Origin of the sequence: Pseudomonas sp. YuFO8 (genome assembly GCF_035065025.1) — a bacterium.
Taxonomy (GTDB): Bacteria; Pseudomonadota; Gammaproteobacteria; order Pseudomonadales; family Pseudomonadaceae; genus Aquipseudomonas; species Aquipseudomonas putida_AE.
The window spans coordinates 56,049-75,030 of the sequence record NZ_JAXDEQ010000005.1 but is presented as its reverse complement, the minus strand read 5'-3'; the positions used below and the strand labels follow the sequence as shown (position 1 = coordinate 75,030).

Below are 18,982 nucleotides of genomic sequence, written 5' to 3'. Positions count from 1 at the left end.
CTGTAGGAGCCGGCTTGCCGGCGAAGGCGATTTCAGCACCGCAGAAGATGCGGTGGATTTACCGGCCTCTTCGCCGGCAAGCCGGCTCCTGCAGGGGTAGGGTGTAAGTGCAATCAGCCGCGCTGGGTCAGGCCCATTTTCTTGCGGCCTTCAGCCGGGGTCAGCACACGAGCGCCGAGGCGGCTGAGGATTTCTGTCGCACGCTCGACCAACTGGCCGTTGGTCGCCAGCACGCCCTTGTCCAGCCACAGGTTGTCTTCCAGCCCGACGCGCACGTTGCCACCCAACAGCACGGCTTGCGCGGCCATCGGCATTTGCATGCGGCCGATGCCGAAACCGGCCCAGACGGCGTCTGCAGGCAGGTTGTCGACCATGGCTTTCATGGTGGTGGTGTCGGCAGGTGCGCCCCACGGGATGCCCAGGCACAGTTGGAACAGCGGGTTGTCGAGCAGGCCTTCCTTGATCATCTGTTTGGCGAACCACAGGTGACCGGTGTCGAAAATCTCCAGCTCGGCCTTCACGCCCAGCTCCTGGATGCGTTTGGCGCCAGCACGCAGCTGCGCCGGGGTGGAGACGTAGATGGTGTCGCCATCGCCAAAGTTCAGCGTGCCGCAATCGAGGGTGCAGATTTCCGGCAGCAGTTCTTCGACATGGGCCAGGCGGGTCAGCGGGCCGACCAGGTCGGTGTTCGGGCCGAACTCCATCGGCTTCTCGCCAGCGCCGATTTCCAGGTCACCACCCATACCGGCGGTGAGGTTGACGATGATGTCGACATCGGCCTCGCGGATGCGCTCCATCACTTCGCGGTACAGCGCCACGTCGCGGCTGAACTTGCCGGTTTCAGGATCGCGGACATGGCAGTGAACCACGGTGGCGCCGGCCTTGGCGGCTTCCACGGCGGCAGCGGCGATCTGTTTCGGGGTGACCGGCACGTGTGGGCTCCTGGCGGTCGTGTCGCCAGCACCGGTGAGTGCGCAGGTGATGATGACGTCGTGGTTCATTTTTCGGTTCCTTACAGGCGTAGTGGTTCCGTTCGCAGCCCGTTCGGGCTGCGAATCGGTGGTTCAAGTCAGGGGGTTATTTGCTGGTCAGCTTGAGGTTCTCAGCCGCCGGCTTGCCATCGAAGGTGGTCACGCCTTCGAGCCAGCGCTGTTTGTCTTGCGGGTGATCGTTCAGCCACTGTTTGGCCGATTCGAAGGCGTCCTTGTGATCCAGTAGTGGCTGCATCATCCGGCTCTCGTCTTCGGCGGTGAACGTCAGGTTGCTCAGCAGGCGTCCGATGTTGGGGCACTGTTCGGCATATTTCGGCGCGGTGACGGTCCAGACCGTGGCCATGCCTTCGTTAGGGCCGAGGGCGTCGTCGCTGCCGGTGAGGTAGGTCATCTGCACGTTGACGTTCATCGGGTGCGGCGCCCAGCCGAAGAACACCACGGCTTCCTTGCGGCGCACCGCGCGATCCACCGCCGCGAGCATGCCGGCTTCGCTGGATTCGACCAGTTGGAACTTGCCGAGGCCGAACTGGTTCTTGGCGATCATCGCCTTAATCTGGGTGTTGGCGCCCGAGCCGGGCTCGATGCCGTAGATCTTGCCGCCCAGTTCTTTTTCGAACCTGGCGATGTCGGCGAAGGTTTTCAGGCCCTTGTCTGCAAGATAAGTCGGAACGGCGAGGGTGGCGCGGGCATCTTTCAGGCTGGGTGCTTCAAGCACCTTGACCTGATTGGCGTCGACGAACGGGGTGATGGTCTGGGTCATCAGCGGGTTCCAGTAACCCAGGAACAGGTCCAGGCGCTGATCGCGGATCCCGGCGAAGATGATTTGCTGGGAGGCGCTGGTTTGTTTGGTGTTGTAGCCGAGGCCGTCGAGCAATACCTGGGTCATCGCACTGGTGGCGATCACGTCGGTCCAGTTCACCACGCCCATGCGCACATTCTGGCAAGAGGCGGGTTCCGCGGCCATGACGCTGGCGCTCAGCAAAGCGGTACCACTGAGTGCAAGAACACAGCTGCTGATCAGTCGTTTCATTCTCAGGTTCCTCGGCAGTTTCATTATTGTGAGTTCCGGCGTCTGATGCGCCGGTGATGACAAGTTACGCAGCTAAGCGGCCATGAAAGCGCACTGCGGCGACCAGCTCTTGCACTGCAGCGACCTGTGCTCTTGAATGGCTGTTGCAAGTGGCGTATCAACGTCCTCACGCTACCCGCCCTCTCGTTACCGGCCATCGAGTGCGCACCATGTCCCAGGATTTCTACTTCTTGTTGATGCCGGGTTTCTCGGCCATTGGATTTATCTCGGCCATCGAGCCGTTGCGGGTCGCCAATCGTTTTCGTGGCGAGTTGTATCGCTGGCATGTATTGAGCGCCGATGGCGGGGCAGTGCTGGCCAGCAACGGCATGTCGGTCAATGCCGATGCGGCGCTGGAACCACTGAAGAAGGGCTCGACCTTGTTGGTGGTCGCCGGCTTTGAACCGCTGAAGTTCGCCACTCCAGCGCTGGAGCACTGGCTGCGCCGGCTGGACCTTGAAGGCGTCACCCTCGGCGCCATCGACACTGGCAGCTTTATCCTCGCCGAAGCCAGCCTGCTCGACGGCCACCGCCTGACCCTGCACTGGGAAGCCATCGACGCCTTCAAGGAGTCGTATCCGCAGCTCAGCGTCACCCAGGAACTGTTCGAGATCGACCGTCGGCGCATCACCTCCGCCGGCGGTACCGCGTCCATCGATTTAATGCTGGATCTGATCGCCCAGGCCCACGGCCCGGAATTGGCGATCCAGGTCAGCGAACAATTCGTGCTCGGCCGCATCCGCCCGCGCAAAGACCACCAGCGCATGGAAGTCGCCACGCGTTATGGCATCAGTAACAAGAAACTGGTGCAGGTGATTGGTGAGATGGAGCAGCACAGCGAACCGCCGTTGAGTACGCTGGAATTGGCGGAATCGATCAAGGTGACGCGGCGTCAGCTGGAGCGGCTGTTTCGCCTGCATTTGAACGACACGCCGAGCAATTTCTATCTGCGTTTGCGCCTGGAGAAGGCGCGGCAGTTGTTGCGGCAGACCGATATGAGCGTGCTGGAAGTGAGTATTGCCTGCGGGTTTGAATCGCCGTCGTATTTCACCCGCAGTTATCGGGCGAAGTTTGAGCGGTGTCCGCGGGAAGACCGGCGGCGGATCAGCGATATACAAAAAGTGATCTGAAATTACGCCTTGTGGGAGCTAGCCTGCTGGCGATAACGGTGTGTCAGTCAACATCTAGATTGACTGATACACCGCTATCGCCAGCAGGCTAGCTCCCACAGATTGATCTGTGGTTGATCTTATTTTTTCATCAACGCCGAACACGCCGCCTTGTAAGCCTCATGCTGATACTTGTTCAACGTCGCCGGAGGCTCAAACCCGTGCTTCTTGGCCTGGGCATTGATCGTCTGTGGTGACAACAACGTCACTTCGCAATTCTCCAGCAACTGGAAAACCCCTTCGATCTTGAACGTCGTCGGCCCACCGGCAAACTCGCCTTTCTTGCTGCGCTTCTTGATCGTAATGCGATCAATCGAATTCTCCCGCACGAACGACGCCACCTGAGCCGCGAACACTTTGACGTTGGCGGCTTCGTCGTCATCCTCGAGGGCGATTTTCTTGGTGGCGAGCGCCAAGTGGCCCAGGGCCGAGCCTTCGAGGGTGGCCACGGCAATGATCGCTTCGCTGCCTTTGATTTCGATGCCGCAGACTTTCATGTTGAATCCCTTTTCTGGCTGAAGGCGTGAAGCTTACAGCTCAAGTTGATTGGCGGTGATGCCAAGCGCCGCGGCAATTTTTTCGCGGGTGGCCTTGCGCGGCTTCGCGACCGTTTCCTGCTGGGCGAAGGCCGGTTGAGAGATGCCCATGCGTTTGGCCACTTCATCCTGTGTAAGGTTCAAGTGTTCGCGCCAGGCGCGTACAGGCAACGCACCGTCGACAATGCGGCTAACGACTTCGTGAGGGATCATCATGTTTTCCATCCTTGCGTTCACTCCTGCCCAATCGACTCCAGAAACTCCGACCGCTCATCGCTCATCCGCGCCACGCAATCATTTTGCGCAATAGTGAAGGCCTTGCTGCCAGCGGCGGCCGGGAAGGCTTCGATGGCGCAGTCGGCGTCGCGGGTTTTCAGCCATTGCTGTTGCGCGGCTTTGATCTTCGCGGTGATGTCGGCCAATTGCGACGGGTTCTTGCCGTAGAGCGACTGCATGCGCTCGGCCAGACTCTTGTAGTTCTCGCCCAGCAAGTCTTCGGCGGTGGTTTTGTTGAAGGCCGAGCATTCCAGGGTCTGGATGTCGTTTTCGACTTTGTCGCAGGGGGTGTCCTCGGACTCCTCGGCTGCGTGTACGCCGGTCGCCATCAGTGCCAATGCCAGGAAGAAGAATTTCATGTGAGTTGCCGCTCCCATCCAGTGAAGCATCAAGTGATGCGGCGAATTCTGGCCCAAGCGGACCGCCTTGAACAGGTCGGCAATTGTACCTTGCGACGACCCTTTGTCGCGGATTGACGCTTTCGGCAATTCCCCTGTCGTTTTTGCACCCGGCTGCCCCGTCCCTCAGGCATATGCTGGCCCCAAAGCGCCGGCAGACGATTCGGCGCATGAATCGACAACAAGGGGACAGCCTGATGAGCCCAGCCGAATTGCACGCCGACAGCATCGTTATCGACGGGCTGATTATTGCCAAGTGGAACCGTGAGCTGTTCGAAGACATGCGCAAGGGCGGTCTGACCGCAGCCAACTGCACCGTGTCGGTGTGGGAGGGCTTCCAGGCCACCGTCAACAACATCGCCGCCAGCCAGAAACTGATCCGCGAGAACAGCGACCTGGTGATTCCGGTGCGCACCACCGCCGACATCCGCAAGGCCAAGGAACAGGGCAAGACCGGCATCCTCTTCGGCTTCCAGAATGCCCACGCCTTTGAAGACCAGATCGGCTATGTCGAGGTGTTCAAGCAGCTCGGCGTGGGTATCGTGCAGATGTGCTACAACACCCAGAACCTGGTGGGCACCGGTTGCTACGAGCGTGACGGCGGCCTGTCGGGTTTCGGTCGCGAAATCGTCGCCGAGATGAACCGCGTTGGCGTGATGTGCGACCTGTCCCACGTCGGCTCCAAGACGTCCGAAGAAGTCATCCTCGAATCGAAGAAGCCGGTCTGCTACTCCCACTGCCTGCCGTCGGGCCTGAAAATCCACCCGCGCAACAAGTCCGATGAAGAGCTGAAGTTCATCGCCGATCACGGCGGCTTTGTCGGCGTGACCATGTTCGCGCCGTTCCTGGCCAAAGGCATCGATTCGACCATCGACGACTACGCCGAAGCCATCGAATACACCATGAACATCGTCGGCGAAGACGCCATCGGCATCGGCACCGACTTCACCCAGGGTCATGGCCAGGACTTCTTCGAATACCTGACCCACGACAAGGGCTACGCCCGCCGCCTGACCAGCTTCGGCAAGATCATCAACCCGCTGGGCATCCGCACCGTCGGCGAGTTCCCGAACCTCACCGAAACCCTGCTCAAGCGCGGCCATAGCGAGCGTGTGGTGCGCAAGATCATGGGCGAGAACTGGGTCAACGTGCTCAAAGACGTCTGGGGCGAATAAGCCGCCGCACTTCTGAATCCTTACCTGCGGCCATCCGCGCCGCAGGCAACACCAAAATTTTTCTGGAGTTAAGTTTCCATGGCCAAGATCGCCCCGCAATTGCCTATCGAAGTCGACAGCGAAACCGGTGTCTGGACCTCCGACGCCCTGCCGATGCTGTATGTGCCGCGTCATTTCTTCGTCAATAACCATATGGGCATCGAGGAAGTGCTGGGCGCCGACGCCTATGCCGAAATCCTCTACAAGGCCGGCTACAAGTCCGCCTGGCACTGGTGTGAAAAAGAAGCCGAATGCCACGGCCTGGAAGGCGTCGCGGTGTTCGAGCACTACATGAAGCGCCTGTCGCAACGCGGCTGGGGCCTGTTCAAGATCCAGGACATCGACCTCGACAAAGGCACCGCCAGCGTCAAGCTCGAACACTCCGCCTTCGTCTATGTGTACGGCAAGGTCGGGCGCAAGGTCGACTACATGTTCACAGGCTGGTTTGCCGGCGCGATGGACCAGATCCTCGCCGCCCGCGGCAGCAAGATTCGCACCGTGGCCGAGCAAGTCTACGGTGGCTCCGAAGAGGGCCACGAAGACGGCTTGTTCATCGTCAAGCCGTTGTAAGTCGAGGAACCCGCCATGGCTTTCGAAGCAATGTTCCAGCCGATCCAGATCGGCAAACTGACCATCCGCAACCGCGTGCTCAGCACTGCGCACGCCGAGGTCTATGCCACCGACGGCGGCATGACCACCGACCGGTACGTCAAGTATTACGAAGAGAAGGCCAAGGGCGGGATCGGCCTGGCGATCTGCGGCGGTTCGTCCGTCGTGGCCATCGACAGCCCGCAGGAGTGGTGGAGCTCGGTCAACCTGTCCACTGACCGCATCATTCCGCACTTCCAGAATCTTGCCGACGCCATGCACAAGCACGGCGCCAAGATCATGATCCAGATTACTCACATGGGCCGGCGCTCGCGCTGGGACGGCTTCAACTGGCCGACCCTGATGTCTCCGTCCGGTGTACGCGAGCCGGTGCACCGTGCCACCTGCAAGACCATCGAGCCAGAAGAAATCTGGCGGGTGATCGGCAATTACGCGCAAGCCGCGCGCCGCGCCAAGGCCGGTGGCCTGGACGGTGTCGAACTGTCGGCGGTGCACCAGCACATGATCGACCAGTTCTGGAGCCCGCGGGTCAACAAGCGTACCGACGAATGGGGCGGCACCTTCGAGGGCCGCATGAAGTTCGGCCTGGAAGTGTTGAAAGCCGTGCGCGCCGAAGTCGGTGACGATTTCTGCGTGGGCATGCGCATCTGCGGTGACGAGTTCCACCCGGATGGTTTGTCCCATGAGGACATGAAGCAGATCGCCAAGTATTACGACGACACCGGCATGCTCGATTTCCTCGGCGTCGTGGGCTCGGGTTGCGACACCCACAACACCCTGGCCAACGTGATTCCGAACATGAGTTATCCACCGGAGCCGTTCCTGCACCTGGCCGCCGGCATCAAGGAAGTGGTCAAGGTTCCGGTGCTGCACGCGCAGAACATCAAGGACCCGAACCAGGCCACGCGGATTCTGGAGGGCGGTTACGTCGACATGGTCGGCATGACCCGCGCGCACATTGCCGACCCGCACCTGATCGCCAAGATCAAGATGGGCCAGATCGACCAGATCAAGCAGTGCGTCGGCGCCAACTACTGCATCGACCGTCAGTACCAGGGCCTGGATGTGCTGTGCATCCAGAACGCGGCGACCTCCCGTGAATACATGGGCCTGCCGCACATCATCGAGAAAACCACCGGGGTGAAACGCAAGGTGGTGGTGGTCGGCGCCGGTCCTGCCGGGATGGAGGCCGCCCGCGTGGCCGCCGAACGTGGTCACGACGTCACGCTGTTCGAGAAGAAAGAGTTCATTGGCGGGCAGATCACCACGGCCTCGAAAGCGCCGCAACGGGACCAGATCGCCGGTATCACCCGCTGGTACCAGTTGGAGCTGGCACGGTTGAAAGTCGACCTGCGCCTGGGCACCGCGGCGGATGCGCCGACCATCATGGACCTGCGTCCGGACGTGGTGGTGCTGGCTGTCGGCGGACATCCGTTCATCGAGCAGAACGAGCACTGGGGCGCGGCCGAAGGCCTGGTGGTCAGCAGCTGGGACATCCTCGACGGCAAGGTTGCACCGGCCAAGAACGTGCTGGTCTACGACACCATCTGCGAGTTCACCGGCATGTCCACCGCCGACTTCCTCGCCGACAAGGGCAGCCAGGTCGAGATCGTCACCGACGACATCAAGCCGGGCGTGGCCATCGGCGGTACGTCGTTCCCGACCTACTACCGCAGCATGTATCCGAAAGAAGTGATCATGACCGGCGACATGATGCTGGAGAAGGTCTACCGCGAAGGCGACAAGTTGATCGCAGTACTGGAAAACGAATACACCGGCGCCAAAGAGGAGCGGGTGGTGGACCAGGTGGTGATCGAGAACGGCGTGCGTCCGGACGAGGAAATCTACTACGCGATGAAGGAAGGCTCGCGCAACAAGGGCCAGATCGACGTCGAAGCCTTGTTCGCGATCAAGCCGCAACCAAGCCTTGCACAGAGCGGTGACGGTTACCTGCTGTTCCGTATCGGTGACTGCGTGGCCCAGCGCAACGTGCACGCGGCGATCTACGACGCACTGCGGCTGTGCAAGGATTTCTAAGCCAACCACCTGTAGGAGCCGGCTTGCTGGCGATGAACGATAACGCGGTCTGCCTGACTCACCGCGTCGTCTGAATCGCCAGCAAGCCGGCTCCTACAAGACCGATGCATGACTCCGTGGTTTGTGGGAGCTCCACCATGTTGAACACCCTTCTTCCAATCCTGTTGTTCGCCGCCCTGGGCCTCGCGGTTCTGGGCGCGTTGCGGCGGGTGGCCATGTGGCGCCGGGGCCGAGCCTCGAAGGTCGACCTGATCGGCGGCCTGTTCGCCATGCCCAAGCGCTACATGGTCGATCTGCACCACGTGGTGGCGCGGGACAAATACATCGCCAACACCCACGTTGCCACGGCTGGCGGCGCGGTGGCGTCCGTCGTGCTGGCGATACTGGTTCACGGATTCGGCCTGCATAACCGCTTCCTCGGCTATGCGCTGCTGTTGATGACAGCGGTGATGTTCGTCGGTGCGATCTTCGTCTACCTGCGTCGACGCAACCCACCTGCGCGCCTGTCGAAAGGCCCGTGGATGCGCCTGCCGAAAAGCCTGCTGGCGTTCTCGGCGTCGTTCTTCCTGGTGACCCTGCCGGTGGCCGGTATCCTCCCGGAAAACTTCGGTGGCTGGATGTTGGCGGTGATCCTCGGCATCGGTGTGCTGTGGGGCGTGTCCGAGTTGTTCTTCGGCATGACTTGGGGCGGGCCGATGAAGCACGCCTTTGCCGGTGCCCTGCACCTGGCCTGGCACCGTCGCGCCGAGCGTTTTGGTGGAGGTCGTTCTACGGGTCTCAAGCCTCTGGACTTGAACGATCCGAACGCTCCGCTGGGCGTGGAAAAACCCAAGGATTTCACCTGGAACCAACTGCTCGGCTTCGACGCCTGCGTGCAGTGCGGCAAGTGCGAAGCGGCGTGCCCGGCGTTTGCCGCCGGACAGCCGTTGAACCCGAAAAAACTGATTCAGGACATGGTCGTCGGTCTGGCGGGTGGCACCGATGCGAAATTCGCCGGTAGCCCGTATCCAGGCAAACCAATTGGCGAGCATGCGGGTAATCCGCATCAGCCGATCGTCAACGGCCTGGTGGACGCCGAAACCCTGTGGTCGTGCACCACCTGCCGTGCCTGCGTCGAGGAATGCCCGATGATGATCGAGCACGTCGATGCCATCGTCGACATGCGTCGCCATCTGACCCTGGAAAAAGGCGCGACCCCGAACAAGGGCGCCGAAGTCCTGGAAAACCTGATCGCCACCGACAACCCGGGCGGCTTCGCCCCGGGCGGACGGATGAACTGGGCGGCGGACTTGAACCTCAATCTGCTCAGCGAAAAGAAATCCACCGACGTACTGTTCTGGGTTGGCGACGGCGCCTTCGACATGCGCAACCAGCGCACCCTGCGCGCGTTCGTCAAAGTGTTGAAAGCGGCGAAAATCGACTTCGCCGTGCTCGGCCTCGAAGAGCGTGACAGCGGTGACGTGGCCCGACGCCTGGGTGACGAGGCAACCTTCCAGTTGCTGGCCAAACGCAACATCCAGACCCTGGCCAAATACAGCTTCAACCGCATCGTCACCTGCGATCCGCACAGCTTCCACGTGTTGAAAAACGAATACGGCGCCTTCGATGGCAACTACCTGGTGCAGCACCACAGCACCTACATGGCGGAAATCATCGGCGCCGGCGCGCTGAATCTCGGCCAGCACAAGGGCGACAGCGTGACCTATCACGACCCGTGCTACCTCGGCCGCTACAACGGCGAATACGAGGCGCCGCGTCAGGTCCTGCGTGCCCTCGGCATCGAAGTGAAAGAGATGCAACGCTCCGGTTTCCGTTCCCGCTGCTGCGGCGGTGGCGGCGGCGCGCCGATCACCGACATTCCGGGCAAGCAGCGTATCCCCGACATGCGCATGGACGACATCCGCGAGACGGGCGCCGAACTGGTGGCCGTGGGCTGCCCGCAGTGCACCGCGATGCTTGAGGGCGTGGTCGAGCCGCGACCTTTGATCAAGGACATTGCCGAACTGGTGGCCGACGCGTTGCTGGAAGACCAGGCACCGAGCAAGCCGGCCACACCGGCCCAACGTGAACCTGCTGAGGTGCATTGATGAGCGACATTATCCGCCGCGACCCCCGTGCCGAATGGATCGCCCGCAACCGCCTGCACCCGCTGCACGCGGCCATGCAACCGGCGCAACACAGCTGGATGGGGCCGAACGGCGTCATCCGCAAGAACCCCCATGGCATCGGCTTCATCGGCCCCAACGGCATCAAGCGCATCGACCGCAGCGGCGCCCAGCAGGGCGGGGCGACCAAGCGTACGGCCGCCGTTGAAGTGCAATTGCCGCTGCATCAGGTGCCTGCACCGGCGTTCTACATCAGCGTGGTGCCGGACATGGTCGGCGGCCGCTTGAGCAGCCACGACCGCGACTTGCTCGGCCTGGCTCATCAATTGGCCGGCAAGGACGGCGCGGTACTGGCCGTGGTCTTCGGCGAGCACAAGGAGAACGCCTTCGCCACGGCTGGCGTCGATCGCCTGCTGGTGCTTGAAGGCGAGCAGTTCAGCGGTTATGCACCGGAACAACGGGTCCAGGGCCTGCGGGCTGTGGATAACCAGTTCAGCCCACGTCATTGGCTGCTGCCGGACAGTCGTACTGGTGGCGGTGAACTGGGTCGACGCTTTGCTGCCGCCTTGGGCGAACGCCCGGCCACGCGGGTTTGGCAGGTCAAGGATCAGGAATGTATCGGCCGCGCCGGTGCCGGTTTGCAAGACCTGGCGCGGCCGCTTGCGCGGTTGATCCTGGCCGCTGTGGAATGCACCGAACCGGTCAGCGAAACCCGTCACGAAGCCCTGCCGGTGGAGTTATCCACAACCGTCGCTCGCAGTCTCTCGCGCATCGAGGATCTGGGGGCGGTGGCGGTGGACCCGGCAGCGATTCCAATGGCCGAGGCGGAATTCATCTTCTCCGGCGGCAACGGGGTCAAGGATTGGGGACTTTTCCACAGGACCGCCGAAGCCCTGGGCGCCACCGAAGGCGCGTCCCGGGTGGCGGTGGACGATGGTTTCATGGCCCGCGACCGTCAGGTCGGCGCGTCCGGCACCTGGGTCACCGCACGGGTCTACGTGGCGGTGGGGATCTCCGGGGCGATCCAGCACCTGCAAGGCATCGGTGCCTGCGACAAGGTGGTGGCGATCAACCTCGATCCGGGCTGCGACATGATCAAACGGGCCGACCTGTCGGTGATCGGCGAGAGCGCCGAGATTCTTCAAGCCTTGATCGCGGCGGTAGAGGCCTACCGCAACGAGGCCAGGCGCGATGCGGCTTAAGGGAAGGAAAGGGTTATGAGCACGAAAATCATCAGCCTGGTGTCCATCGGCGCCCACCCGACCTCCGGTCGACCACGCCGTGCGGATCAGGATGCGCGGGCGGTGGAACTGGGTTTGCAACTGGCTGGGGATAACTTGCAGGTGCTACACGCCGGCGATGTCGCCGAGCCGGCCTTGCGCGCTTACCTGGGCATGGGACTTGAGCAATTGCATGTGCTGGAACAACCGCAAGGCGCCGATGCGCTGCCGGCGTTGACCGCCTATTTGCGCGACGCTGGCGCTCAGGTCGTATTGACCGGCAGCCAGGCGGAAACCGGCGAGGGCTCGGGCATGTTGCCGTTCCTGCTGGCCGAAGGCCTTGGCTGGCCGCTGGTGGTGGGGCTGGCGCAGGTCGAGTCGATCGATGGCGGTTCTGCGCTGGTGCTGCAGGCGTTGCCGCGCGGCCAGCGCCGTCGCTTGAAAGTGCGCTTGCCGTTCCTGGCGACTGTGGATAACGCCGCACCCAAGCCACGTCAGAGCGCCTACGGCCCGGCCCGGCGTGGGGTGTTGCAGGCTGATGACGTGGAGGTCGTCGACGACGAACTGTTGACCGTCGCCACCCTGCAACCGGCCAAGCCACGGCCGAAACGCTTGAAGGTGATCAAGGCCAAGAGCGGCGCCGATCGCATGAAAGCTGCCACGGCCAAGGCCAGCGGTGGCGGGGGGCAGGTGCTCAAGGGCGTTACGGCACAGGCGGGGGCTGAAGCGATTCTCAAACTGCTGATTGAAGAGGGTGTGGTGCGGTGACATTGAACTTCAAGCTGCAACACCCGGAAAAATAACTGTCCCTCCGGCGCGTTGCCGCGCCATAAGCGCCCACGTTAAAACGGGCGCTCGATGATTGGTGGAGTTCCAATACATGTCGGTTGAATTTCGTTCGGCAGTGCGCGCGGATGCGCGAGAGATTGCGCGTTTGTTCCAGATTTCCTCGGAAGGGGCCGCGGATTACATCTGGAGCCAGTTAGCCGAGCCCGGCCAGGATCTGCTGGACGTCGGGGCCCTGCGATATGCCCGCGACGATGTGGATTTCTCCTGGCAGAACTGCCTTATTGCCCAAGCGAATGGGCAAGTCATCGGCATGTTGCACAGCTATGTAATGCGTCACGACCCGTTCGCAGCGCCGGTGACCGACCCGGTGCTGGCGCCGTACGCCACCATGGAAATCCCCGACACCCTTTATATTTCCAGCCTGGCGCTGCATGAAGGCTGGCGCAACCAGGGGCTGGGCAAGCAGTTCCTTGCATACGCCTACGACCGCGCCAACCGGCTCGGACTCAATGGCCTGAGCCTGATCGATTACGCCGCGAACACCGGCGCCCGGCGTTTCTATGAGCGCCACGGCTTCCGCATCGTCGATTCCTGCCAGATCACGCCGCATCCGATGATTCGGGTCACGGGTGAAGCCTATCTGATGTATCGGCCCTAGGGCTTCGAATTATCCTTTCTCTAGCGGTTATCCACAGCCTGGTGGATAACCGGCTACCTCTCGCGACCTCACCCTCCTGCTACATTTCCATTGTGCACTGTTGAGGGTGCAGCAACCGGTCACGAAATTTTCTGTGCTTCAGCGCTTGATCATAAAACCTGGTTTTTATTAGTGGGTTGGCTATGAAGTCTTTTAAGCGGTCTTTGCTAGTTCTTGTACGGGTTGATCATTTCAGAAGCTGTTGACCTCTTTACCCACAATCCCTGTTAGCGCTTCTGTGGATAACGTGTTCGCCCCTCGCTGAAACCCACACAAACCGCGGCTTGCAGCTACCAGATCAAAAAACAACCACCTTAAGCTGCGGTTTTTCATGACTTTTTTTCGAGAGGGAGTGTGCACAAGTCAGCTGAGTTGCCCCCAATCTCTGTTGGCGCTTCTGTGGATAAGATGTTCGCTCAACGCTGCAGGCCTTTAGATTCATGGTTTTCAGGGTTATGGTTGAAAAATGATCAAATTGCCTATTTCAATCTACAAACCGCCCGCACACCTAGAAATATCGCGGCTTTCAGCGGTTTTCCACAGCGGCCTCGAAGTTGCCCCCAATCTCTGTTGGCGCTTCTGTGGATAAGGTGTTTGCGATCCTCTGCAGGGTAGGTGTGGCAAGGCTTTCGGGCGTTAGATCAAAAAATGATCAATGCTTTCGGAGAACCTTGGTTTCGGATAAGTCACGATTTTTCTTTGGGTTTTGTGGAAAAAGTTTTGCGCATTTCCCCAGTTGTCCCCATTTGCTGTGGGTGGAGGTGTGGATAACTTGTTTGCGGAAGGCTGTGAGGCACGTAGAGCATAGCGCTGAACGGAATAGATCATATTTCGTACAGTACTAAATGATGCGGAATATTTAGCGGGGAGAGAACCTGTTGTGAGCAAGCCCCTTGTAGGAGCGAGCTTGCTCGCGATGGTCGTGAACGATGACGCGTAAAACCAGATACCCAGTGGTGTCCTTGAATTTTTCGCGAGCAAGCTCGCTCCTACATTAGCCTTGAACAGGGACGCCTTTGAGGTAAGGCGCAGGCTCAGCCCCGAGGTTGTTTAGCAGGCGCTCGCTGTACCAATCCACAAAATTCACCACACCAAACTCATAGGTCTTGGAGTAAGGCCCTGGCTGATAAGCGGTGGAGTTGATCCCGCGCTGGTTTTCTTCGGCCAGGCGACGATCCTGGTCGTTGGTGGCGTCCCAGACCTGGCGCATGCGCTCCACGTCGTAGTCCACGCCTTCAACGGCATCCTTGTGCACGATCCACTTGGTGGTGACCATGGTTTCCTGGGCGCTGATCGGCCACACGGTGAACACGATGATGTGGTCGCCCATGCAGTGGTTCCACGAATGCGGCAGGTGCAGGATGCGCATCGAGCCCAGGTCCGGGTTCTTGATGCGGCCCATGAGCTTGGCGCAGCCCTGTTTGCCGTCCAGGGTCATCGACACGGTGCCCTTGAGCAGCGGCATGCGCACGATGCGGTTACGCAGGCCGAAGCTGGCGTGGGCGTAAGGGATCTTCTCGGCTTCCCAGGCAGCGGCGGAGGCGGCCACGTGGTCCTTGAAGGCCTGGTCGGCGCGCGGGTCGGTGACGTCGTCCCATTCCAGCAGGGTCTTGAGCAGCTCCGGATGCGACGCGTTGCAGTGGTAGCACTCGCGGTTGTTTTCCAGCACCAGCTTCCAGTTGGCCTTTTCCATCAAGGTGGTGGTGATCGCCACCTTGGTGTTTTCCATGTCGTACGGTTCCATGTAATGGTTGAGTGTCGACAGGAAGTCATCGATGGCCGGCGGGTTCTCTGCCAGGCTGATGAAGATGTAGCCACCGGCGGTCTTCACGTTCACCGGTTTCAGGCCGTATTGCTTCATGTCGAAATCGGCGCCCATTTCGGTTCCGGCGAACAGCAGGCGACCGTCGAGTTCGTAGGTCCACTGATGGTAGTGGCAGACCAATTTGGCGACCTTGCCTTTTTCGCTGGTGCACAGGCGCGAGCCGCGGTGGCGGCAGACGTTATGAAACGCGTGCACTACACCTTCTGCGCCACGAATCACGATGATCGGGTTCTTGCCCACTTGCAGCGTCAGGTAGTTGCCCTTGGTGGGGATTTCGCAGGTCATGCCGGCGATCAACCACTCTTTCTGAAAGATTTCCTGCATGTCGATATCAAACAGGCGCTCGTCAGAGTAGAACGGCTGCGGCAGCGAGAACGTGCGCTCGCGCTCTTGCAGCATCTGCGCGGTGGCCTTGCGTGCGGGTTCCAGCGGATCGCCCAGGCTAAGGGTAGTAGTGACGTCCATCGTTTAATCCTCAAGGCCATTCTGTGTGGCCGGCGAAAGTGGCTAATCAGGGTTGCTACGCAAGGTGTAAAGAATGTGTCTTGGTGTGTGGCGAGTGTGGGGCCGGCGCTGGCCAGAACCTTATCCATGGGCGACATGGTGCAATCTGTTCCCGACGCGCAAGCCCCGGTCGTTGGGGGCTGGTCGCGATAAGCATGTGAATGTCGCAGATAGGTAAATGGGTGGTTCGCGCTATACGCAGAATCGCCAACATGAAGGCCGACAGTCGGCCGTGGAGATCAGCATGTCCAACAGCTTCCTGAACCCGGTAACCACCCAGACCTGGGCCAATGGTCGGCACATCGTCCGTTGCGTCAAAGTCATCCAGGAAACCTGGGATGTGCGCACCTTCTGCTTCATGGCCGACCAGCCGATCCTGTTCTTTTTCAAGCCGGGGCAGTTTGTCACCCTGGAGCTGGAAATCGAAGGCCAGCCGATCATGCGTTCGTACACCATTTCCAGCTCGCCATCGGTGCCGTACAGCTTTTCGGTGACCATCAAGCGCGTGCCGGGCGGCAAGGTGTCCAACTGGCTGCACGACACCCTGCACGAAGGCCAGGAACTGGCGGTGCACGGGCCGGTCGGGCTGTTCAATGCCATGGACTTCACCGCGCCAAAGGTGCTTTACCTCAGCGGCGGTGTGGGTATCACGCCGGTCATGTCCATGGCGCGCTGGTTCTACGACACCAACGGCAATGTCGACATGGTGTTTATCCACAGCGCCCGTTCGCCCAAGGACATCATCTACCACCGCGAGCTGGAACACATGGCGTCGCGGATCGATAACTTCAGCCTGCACCTGATCTGCGAGAAGCACGGCATGGGTGAGCCCTGGGCCGGTTATCGCGGTTACCTCAACCAGCGAATGCTTGAATTGATGGCGCCGGACTTCCTTGAGCGCGAAGTATTCTGCTGCGGCCCGACACCCTATATGAATGCGGTCAAGCGCTTGCTGGAAGGCGCTGGCTTCGACATGTCGCGTTACCACGAGGAGTCTTTCGGCGCGACCCCGCCAGAGGCGCGTGCCGACGCCGTGGAACACGCCGAACAGGCGGCCGATGCACCGGAACTCGACGTGGCGGATCTGCATCAGGTGGAGTTTGTCGCGTCGGGGAAAAGCATTCGCATTGCGCCGGGCGAAACCGTTCACGCAGCGGCGGCGAAGGCGGGTTTGCTGATCCCGAAAGCCTGCGGCATGGGCATCTGTGGCACCTGCAAGGTCTTGAAGCTGGGTGGCGAAGTGGAGATGGAGCACAACGGCGGGATCACCGAGGAAGATGAAGCCGAAGGGTACATTTTGTCGTGCTGCAGCGTGCCGAAGGGCGACGTGCGCATCGAGTTCTAACTAACGCCGAAGCCACTGTAGGAGCTGCCGAAGGCTGCGATCTTTTGATCTTGATCTTTAAAGTCAAAAGATCGCAGCCTCGTTTCACTCGACAGCTCCTACAGGGGTTGAGGATATCTCAGTCGATAAACAGGTCAGTCATGAGTTTGTCGCTGCTATCCGGTGCAAACCGATAGTGCTCGAACTCCGTCACACCGTTTTCCCGCAATACTTCCTCATCGATCAACAAGCGTCCGGTCAGGCTGCGATTCGCACTGCTCAAAATGATATGGGCGGCATCGGCCATGATCGCAGGCAGGCGCGCATGCTTGAACGACTCCCTCGACCCCAGCTGAAACTCGATCGCGGCAGTGGCAATCATGGTCTGCGGCCATAACGAATTGATACTGATCCCGTAATTCTGGAATTCCTCGCTCATGCCCAGGGTGAGCATGCTCATGCCGTATTTGGTCACGGTGTAGGGGCTGTATTGGGCGAACCACTTGGTGTCCAGATTCAGCGGCGGGGACAGGTTGAGGATGTGCCCTGCGGATTTCTTCAGGTAGGGCAGGGCAGCCTGGCTGCACAGCAACACGGCGCGCGTGTTGATCTGGTGCATCAGGTCGAAGCGCTTGAGTTCGATGTGCTGGACTCCGGTCAACTTGATCGCGCCTGCGTTGTTGACCAGCGCATCGATGGCGCCGAAATGTTCGTTGGCCTGGGCCAGCGCCTCGCGCACGGCGACTTCATCGCGCACATCCACTTGCAGGGCTAGCGCCTTGCCGCCCGCGGCCTCAACTTCCCGGGCCACACTGAAAATCGTACCTGGCAGTTTGGGATGCGGCTCGGCACTTTTGGCGGCGATCACGATGTTTGCACCGTCACGCGCGGCGCGAAGCGCAATCTCGCGGCCGATGCCACGGCTGGCGCCGGTGATGAACAGGGTTTTGCCTTGCAGTGACATGCGTACGCTCCTGATTATTGTTATGTGAGCGGATCGGCTCGACAGACAATGTAGACGAAGTCTTCAGGTGCAGAATGTCAGGGGATTCGGATGCCTTTGTAGGAGTGAGCCTGCTCGCGATGGCGGATTTTGCTCCAACATCAATGTTGGCTGATCCGCCGCTATCGCGAGCAGGCTCGCTCCCACAGGGTTTGTGGTGTTAGTGGGACATGACTTCGCGGATGTCGCGGGCCAATTCCCGCACCCGCTCTTCCTCGGTATCCCACGAGCACATGAAGCGAGCGCCGCCGTTGCCGATGAAGGTGTAGAAACGCCAGCCCTTGGCGGTCAGTGCGGCGATGGCCGGCTCCGACAGTTGCAGGAACACACCGTTGGCCTGCACCGGGAACATCAGTTCCACGCCAGGAATGTCGCTGACCAGTTCGGCCAGCAGTTGTGCGCAGTGGTTGGCGTGGCGGGCGTATTTGAGCCAGGCGCCGTTTTCCAGGATCCCGACCCATGGGGCGGAGAGGAAGCGCATTTTCGACGCCAGCTGCCCGGCCTGTTTGCAGCGATAGTCGAAATCTTCAGCCAGTGCGTGGTTGAAGAACAGGATCGCCTCGCCCACGGCCATGCCGTTTTTAGTGCCGCCGAAGCACAGCACGTCAACCCCGGCCTTCCAGGTCAGGTCCGCTGGCGTGCAGCCGAGGAACGCGCAGGCGTTGGAGAAGCGCGCGCCGTCCATGTGCAGGTTCAGGCCCAGTTCCTTGCAGGTGGCGCTGATGGCGCGGATTTCATCCGGGGTGTAGACGCTGCCGACTTCAGTGGCCTGGGTCAGGGTCACGACGCGGGGCTTGGGGTAGTGGATGTCCTGGCGCTTGAGCGCCACTTCGCGGATCGATTCCGGGGTCAGCTTGCCGTTTTCGGTGCGGGCGATCAGCAGCTTGGAGCCGTTGGAGAAGAATTCCGGTGCGCCGCATTCGTCGGTTTCGACGTGGGCGGTTTCCGAGCAGATCACGCTGTGGTAACTCTGGCACAGCGACGACAGGGCCAACGAGTTGGCGGCGGTGCCGTTGAAGGCGAAGAACACTTCGCAGTCGGTTTCGAACAATTTGCGGAAATCGTCGGACGCGCGGGCGGTCCACTCGTCGTCGCCGTAAGCGCGCTGGTGGCCATGGTTGGCCTGTTCCATGGCAGCCCAGGCTTCAGGGCAGATGCCGGAATAGTTGTCGCTGGCGAATTGTTGGCTCTTATCGGTCATGGCCTGCTTCCGTG

16 protein-coding genes and 1 pseudogene are annotated in these 18,982 nt (G+C 60.7%); 9 read left to right on the top strand and 8 right to left on the bottom strand.

The window, feature by feature from the left end; translation table 11 throughout:
- Window positions 1-113 precede the first annotated feature (113 nt).
- Window positions 114-1,001, bottom strand: a complete 888-nt coding sequence (locus SOP95_RS06445; RefSeq protein WP_274075576.1) for a 3-keto-5-aminohexanoate cleavage protein — start codon at window positions 999-1,001, stop codon at window positions 114-116.
- A gap of 76 nt (window positions 1,002-1,077) precedes the next feature.
- Window positions 1,078-2,022, bottom strand: coding sequence for a choline ABC transporter substrate-binding protein (choX, locus tag SOP95_RS06440; protein ID WP_274075575.1), 945 nt, complete (start codon window positions 2,020-2,022; stop codon window positions 1,078-1,080).
- 209 nt (window positions 2,023-2,231) lie between these two features.
- On the opposite strand from choX, the gene SOP95_RS06435 reads away from it, so the two are divergent.
- On the top strand, window positions 2,232-3,191 hold the full coding sequence (locus tag SOP95_RS06435) for a GlxA family transcriptional regulator (protein ID WP_323606588.1): 960 nt from the start codon (window positions 2,232-2,234) through the stop codon (window positions 3,189-3,191).
- A 119-nt stretch (window positions 3,192-3,310) separates the two neighbouring features.
- Here SOP95_RS06435 and SOP95_RS06430 read toward each other — a convergent pair whose 3' ends face one another.
- From SOP95_RS06430 to SOP95_RS06420, 3 genes and pseudogenes are all read right to left on the bottom strand, one after another.
- Window positions 3,311-3,727, bottom strand: coding sequence for a DUF3010 family protein (locus SOP95_RS06430; protein ID WP_323606587.1), 417 nt, complete (start codon window positions 3,725-3,727; stop codon window positions 3,311-3,313).
- A 33-nt stretch (window positions 3,728-3,760) separates the two neighbouring features.
- A pseudogene (locus SOP95_RS06425) lies at window positions 3,761-3,982 on the bottom strand (helix-turn-helix domain-containing protein); the annotation flags it as partial.
- Between the two features lie 17 nt (window positions 3,983-3,999).
- Window positions 4,000-4,401 (bottom strand): lysozyme inhibitor LprI family protein, encoded by a 402-nt coding sequence (locus tag SOP95_RS06420; protein WP_274075572.1) that lies wholly within the window; start codon window positions 4,399-4,401, stop codon window positions 4,000-4,002.
- Between the two features lie 236 nt (window positions 4,402-4,637).
- Between SOP95_RS06420 and SOP95_RS06415 the strand changes: the two genes are divergently transcribed.
- From SOP95_RS06415 to SOP95_RS06385, 7 genes are all read left to right on the top strand, one after another.
- Window positions 4,638-5,615 carry a dipeptidase gene (locus SOP95_RS06415; RefSeq protein ID WP_008033250.1) on the top strand — a complete coding sequence of 326 codons (978 nt, stop codon included), beginning with the start codon at window positions 4,638-4,640 and terminating at the stop codon, window positions 5,613-5,615.
- 78 nt (window positions 5,616-5,693) lie between these two features.
- Window positions 5,694-6,224: a 4-vinyl reductase gene (locus tag SOP95_RS06410; RefSeq protein WP_046818255.1), complete on the top strand. Its 531-nt coding sequence runs from the start codon at window positions 5,694-5,696 to the stop codon at window positions 6,222-6,224.
- 15 nt (window positions 6,225-6,239) lie between these two features.
- On the top strand, window positions 6,240-8,300 hold the full coding sequence (gene dgcA, locus SOP95_RS06405; RefSeq protein WP_274075571.1) for a dimethylglycine demethylation protein DgcA: 2,061 nt from the start codon (window positions 6,240-6,242) through the stop codon (window positions 8,298-8,300).
- A 137-nt stretch (window positions 8,301-8,437) separates the two neighbouring features.
- On the top strand, window positions 8,438-10,387 hold the full coding sequence (dgcB, locus tag SOP95_RS06400) for a dimethylglycine demethylation protein DgcB (RefSeq protein ID WP_274075570.1): 1,950 nt from the start codon (window positions 8,438-8,440) through the stop codon (window positions 10,385-10,387).
- Window positions 10,387-11,607, top strand: a complete 1,221-nt coding sequence (gene etfA, locus SOP95_RS06395) for an electron transfer flavoprotein subunit alpha (RefSeq protein WP_323606586.1) — start codon at window positions 10,387-10,389, stop codon at window positions 11,605-11,607. The genes dgcB and etfA overlap by 1 nt, the downstream gene beginning before the upstream one ends.
- 15 nt (window positions 11,608-11,622) lie before the next feature.
- Window positions 11,623-12,393: an electron transfer flavoprotein subunit beta gene (etfB, locus tag SOP95_RS06390; RefSeq protein ID WP_274075568.1), complete on the top strand. Its 771-nt coding sequence runs from the start codon at window positions 11,623-11,625 to the stop codon at window positions 12,391-12,393.
- Between the two features lie 112 nt (window positions 12,394-12,505).
- On the top strand, window positions 12,506-13,072 hold the full coding sequence (locus SOP95_RS06385; protein ID WP_323606585.1) for a GNAT family N-acetyltransferase: 567 nt from the start codon (window positions 12,506-12,508) through the stop codon (window positions 13,070-13,072).
- Between the two features lie 1,033 nt (window positions 13,073-14,105).
- Here SOP95_RS06385 and gbcA read toward each other — a convergent pair.
- Complete coding sequence (gene gbcA, locus SOP95_RS06380; protein ID WP_274075566.1) at window positions 14,106-15,401, bottom strand: glycine-betaine demethylase subunit GbcA; 1,296 nt, start codon at window positions 15,399-15,401, stop codon at window positions 14,106-14,108.
- A gap of 283 nt (window positions 15,402-15,684) precedes the next feature.
- Here gbcA and gbcB point away from each other — a divergent pair, with 283 nt between their 5' ends.
- Entirely contained in the window at window positions 15,685-16,785 is a 1,101-nt protein-coding gene (gene gbcB / locus SOP95_RS06375; RefSeq protein WP_046818719.1) for a glycine-betaine demethylase subunit GbcB, read from the top strand.
- A 118-nt stretch (window positions 16,786-16,903) separates the two neighbouring features.
- On the opposite strand, the gene SOP95_RS06370 is transcribed toward gbcB, so the two are convergent.
- Window positions 16,904-17,728 (bottom strand): SDR family oxidoreductase, encoded by an 825-nt coding sequence (locus tag SOP95_RS06370; protein ID WP_323606584.1) that lies wholly within the window; start codon window positions 17,726-17,728, stop codon window positions 16,904-16,906.
- 199 nt (window positions 17,729-17,927) lie between these two features.
- Window positions 17,928-18,968 carry a threonine aldolase family protein gene (locus SOP95_RS06365; RefSeq protein WP_274075564.1) on the bottom strand — a complete coding sequence of 347 codons (1,041 nt, stop codon included), beginning with the start codon at window positions 18,966-18,968 and terminating at the stop codon, window positions 17,928-17,930.
- Window positions 18,969-18,982: the final 14 nt, after the last annotated feature.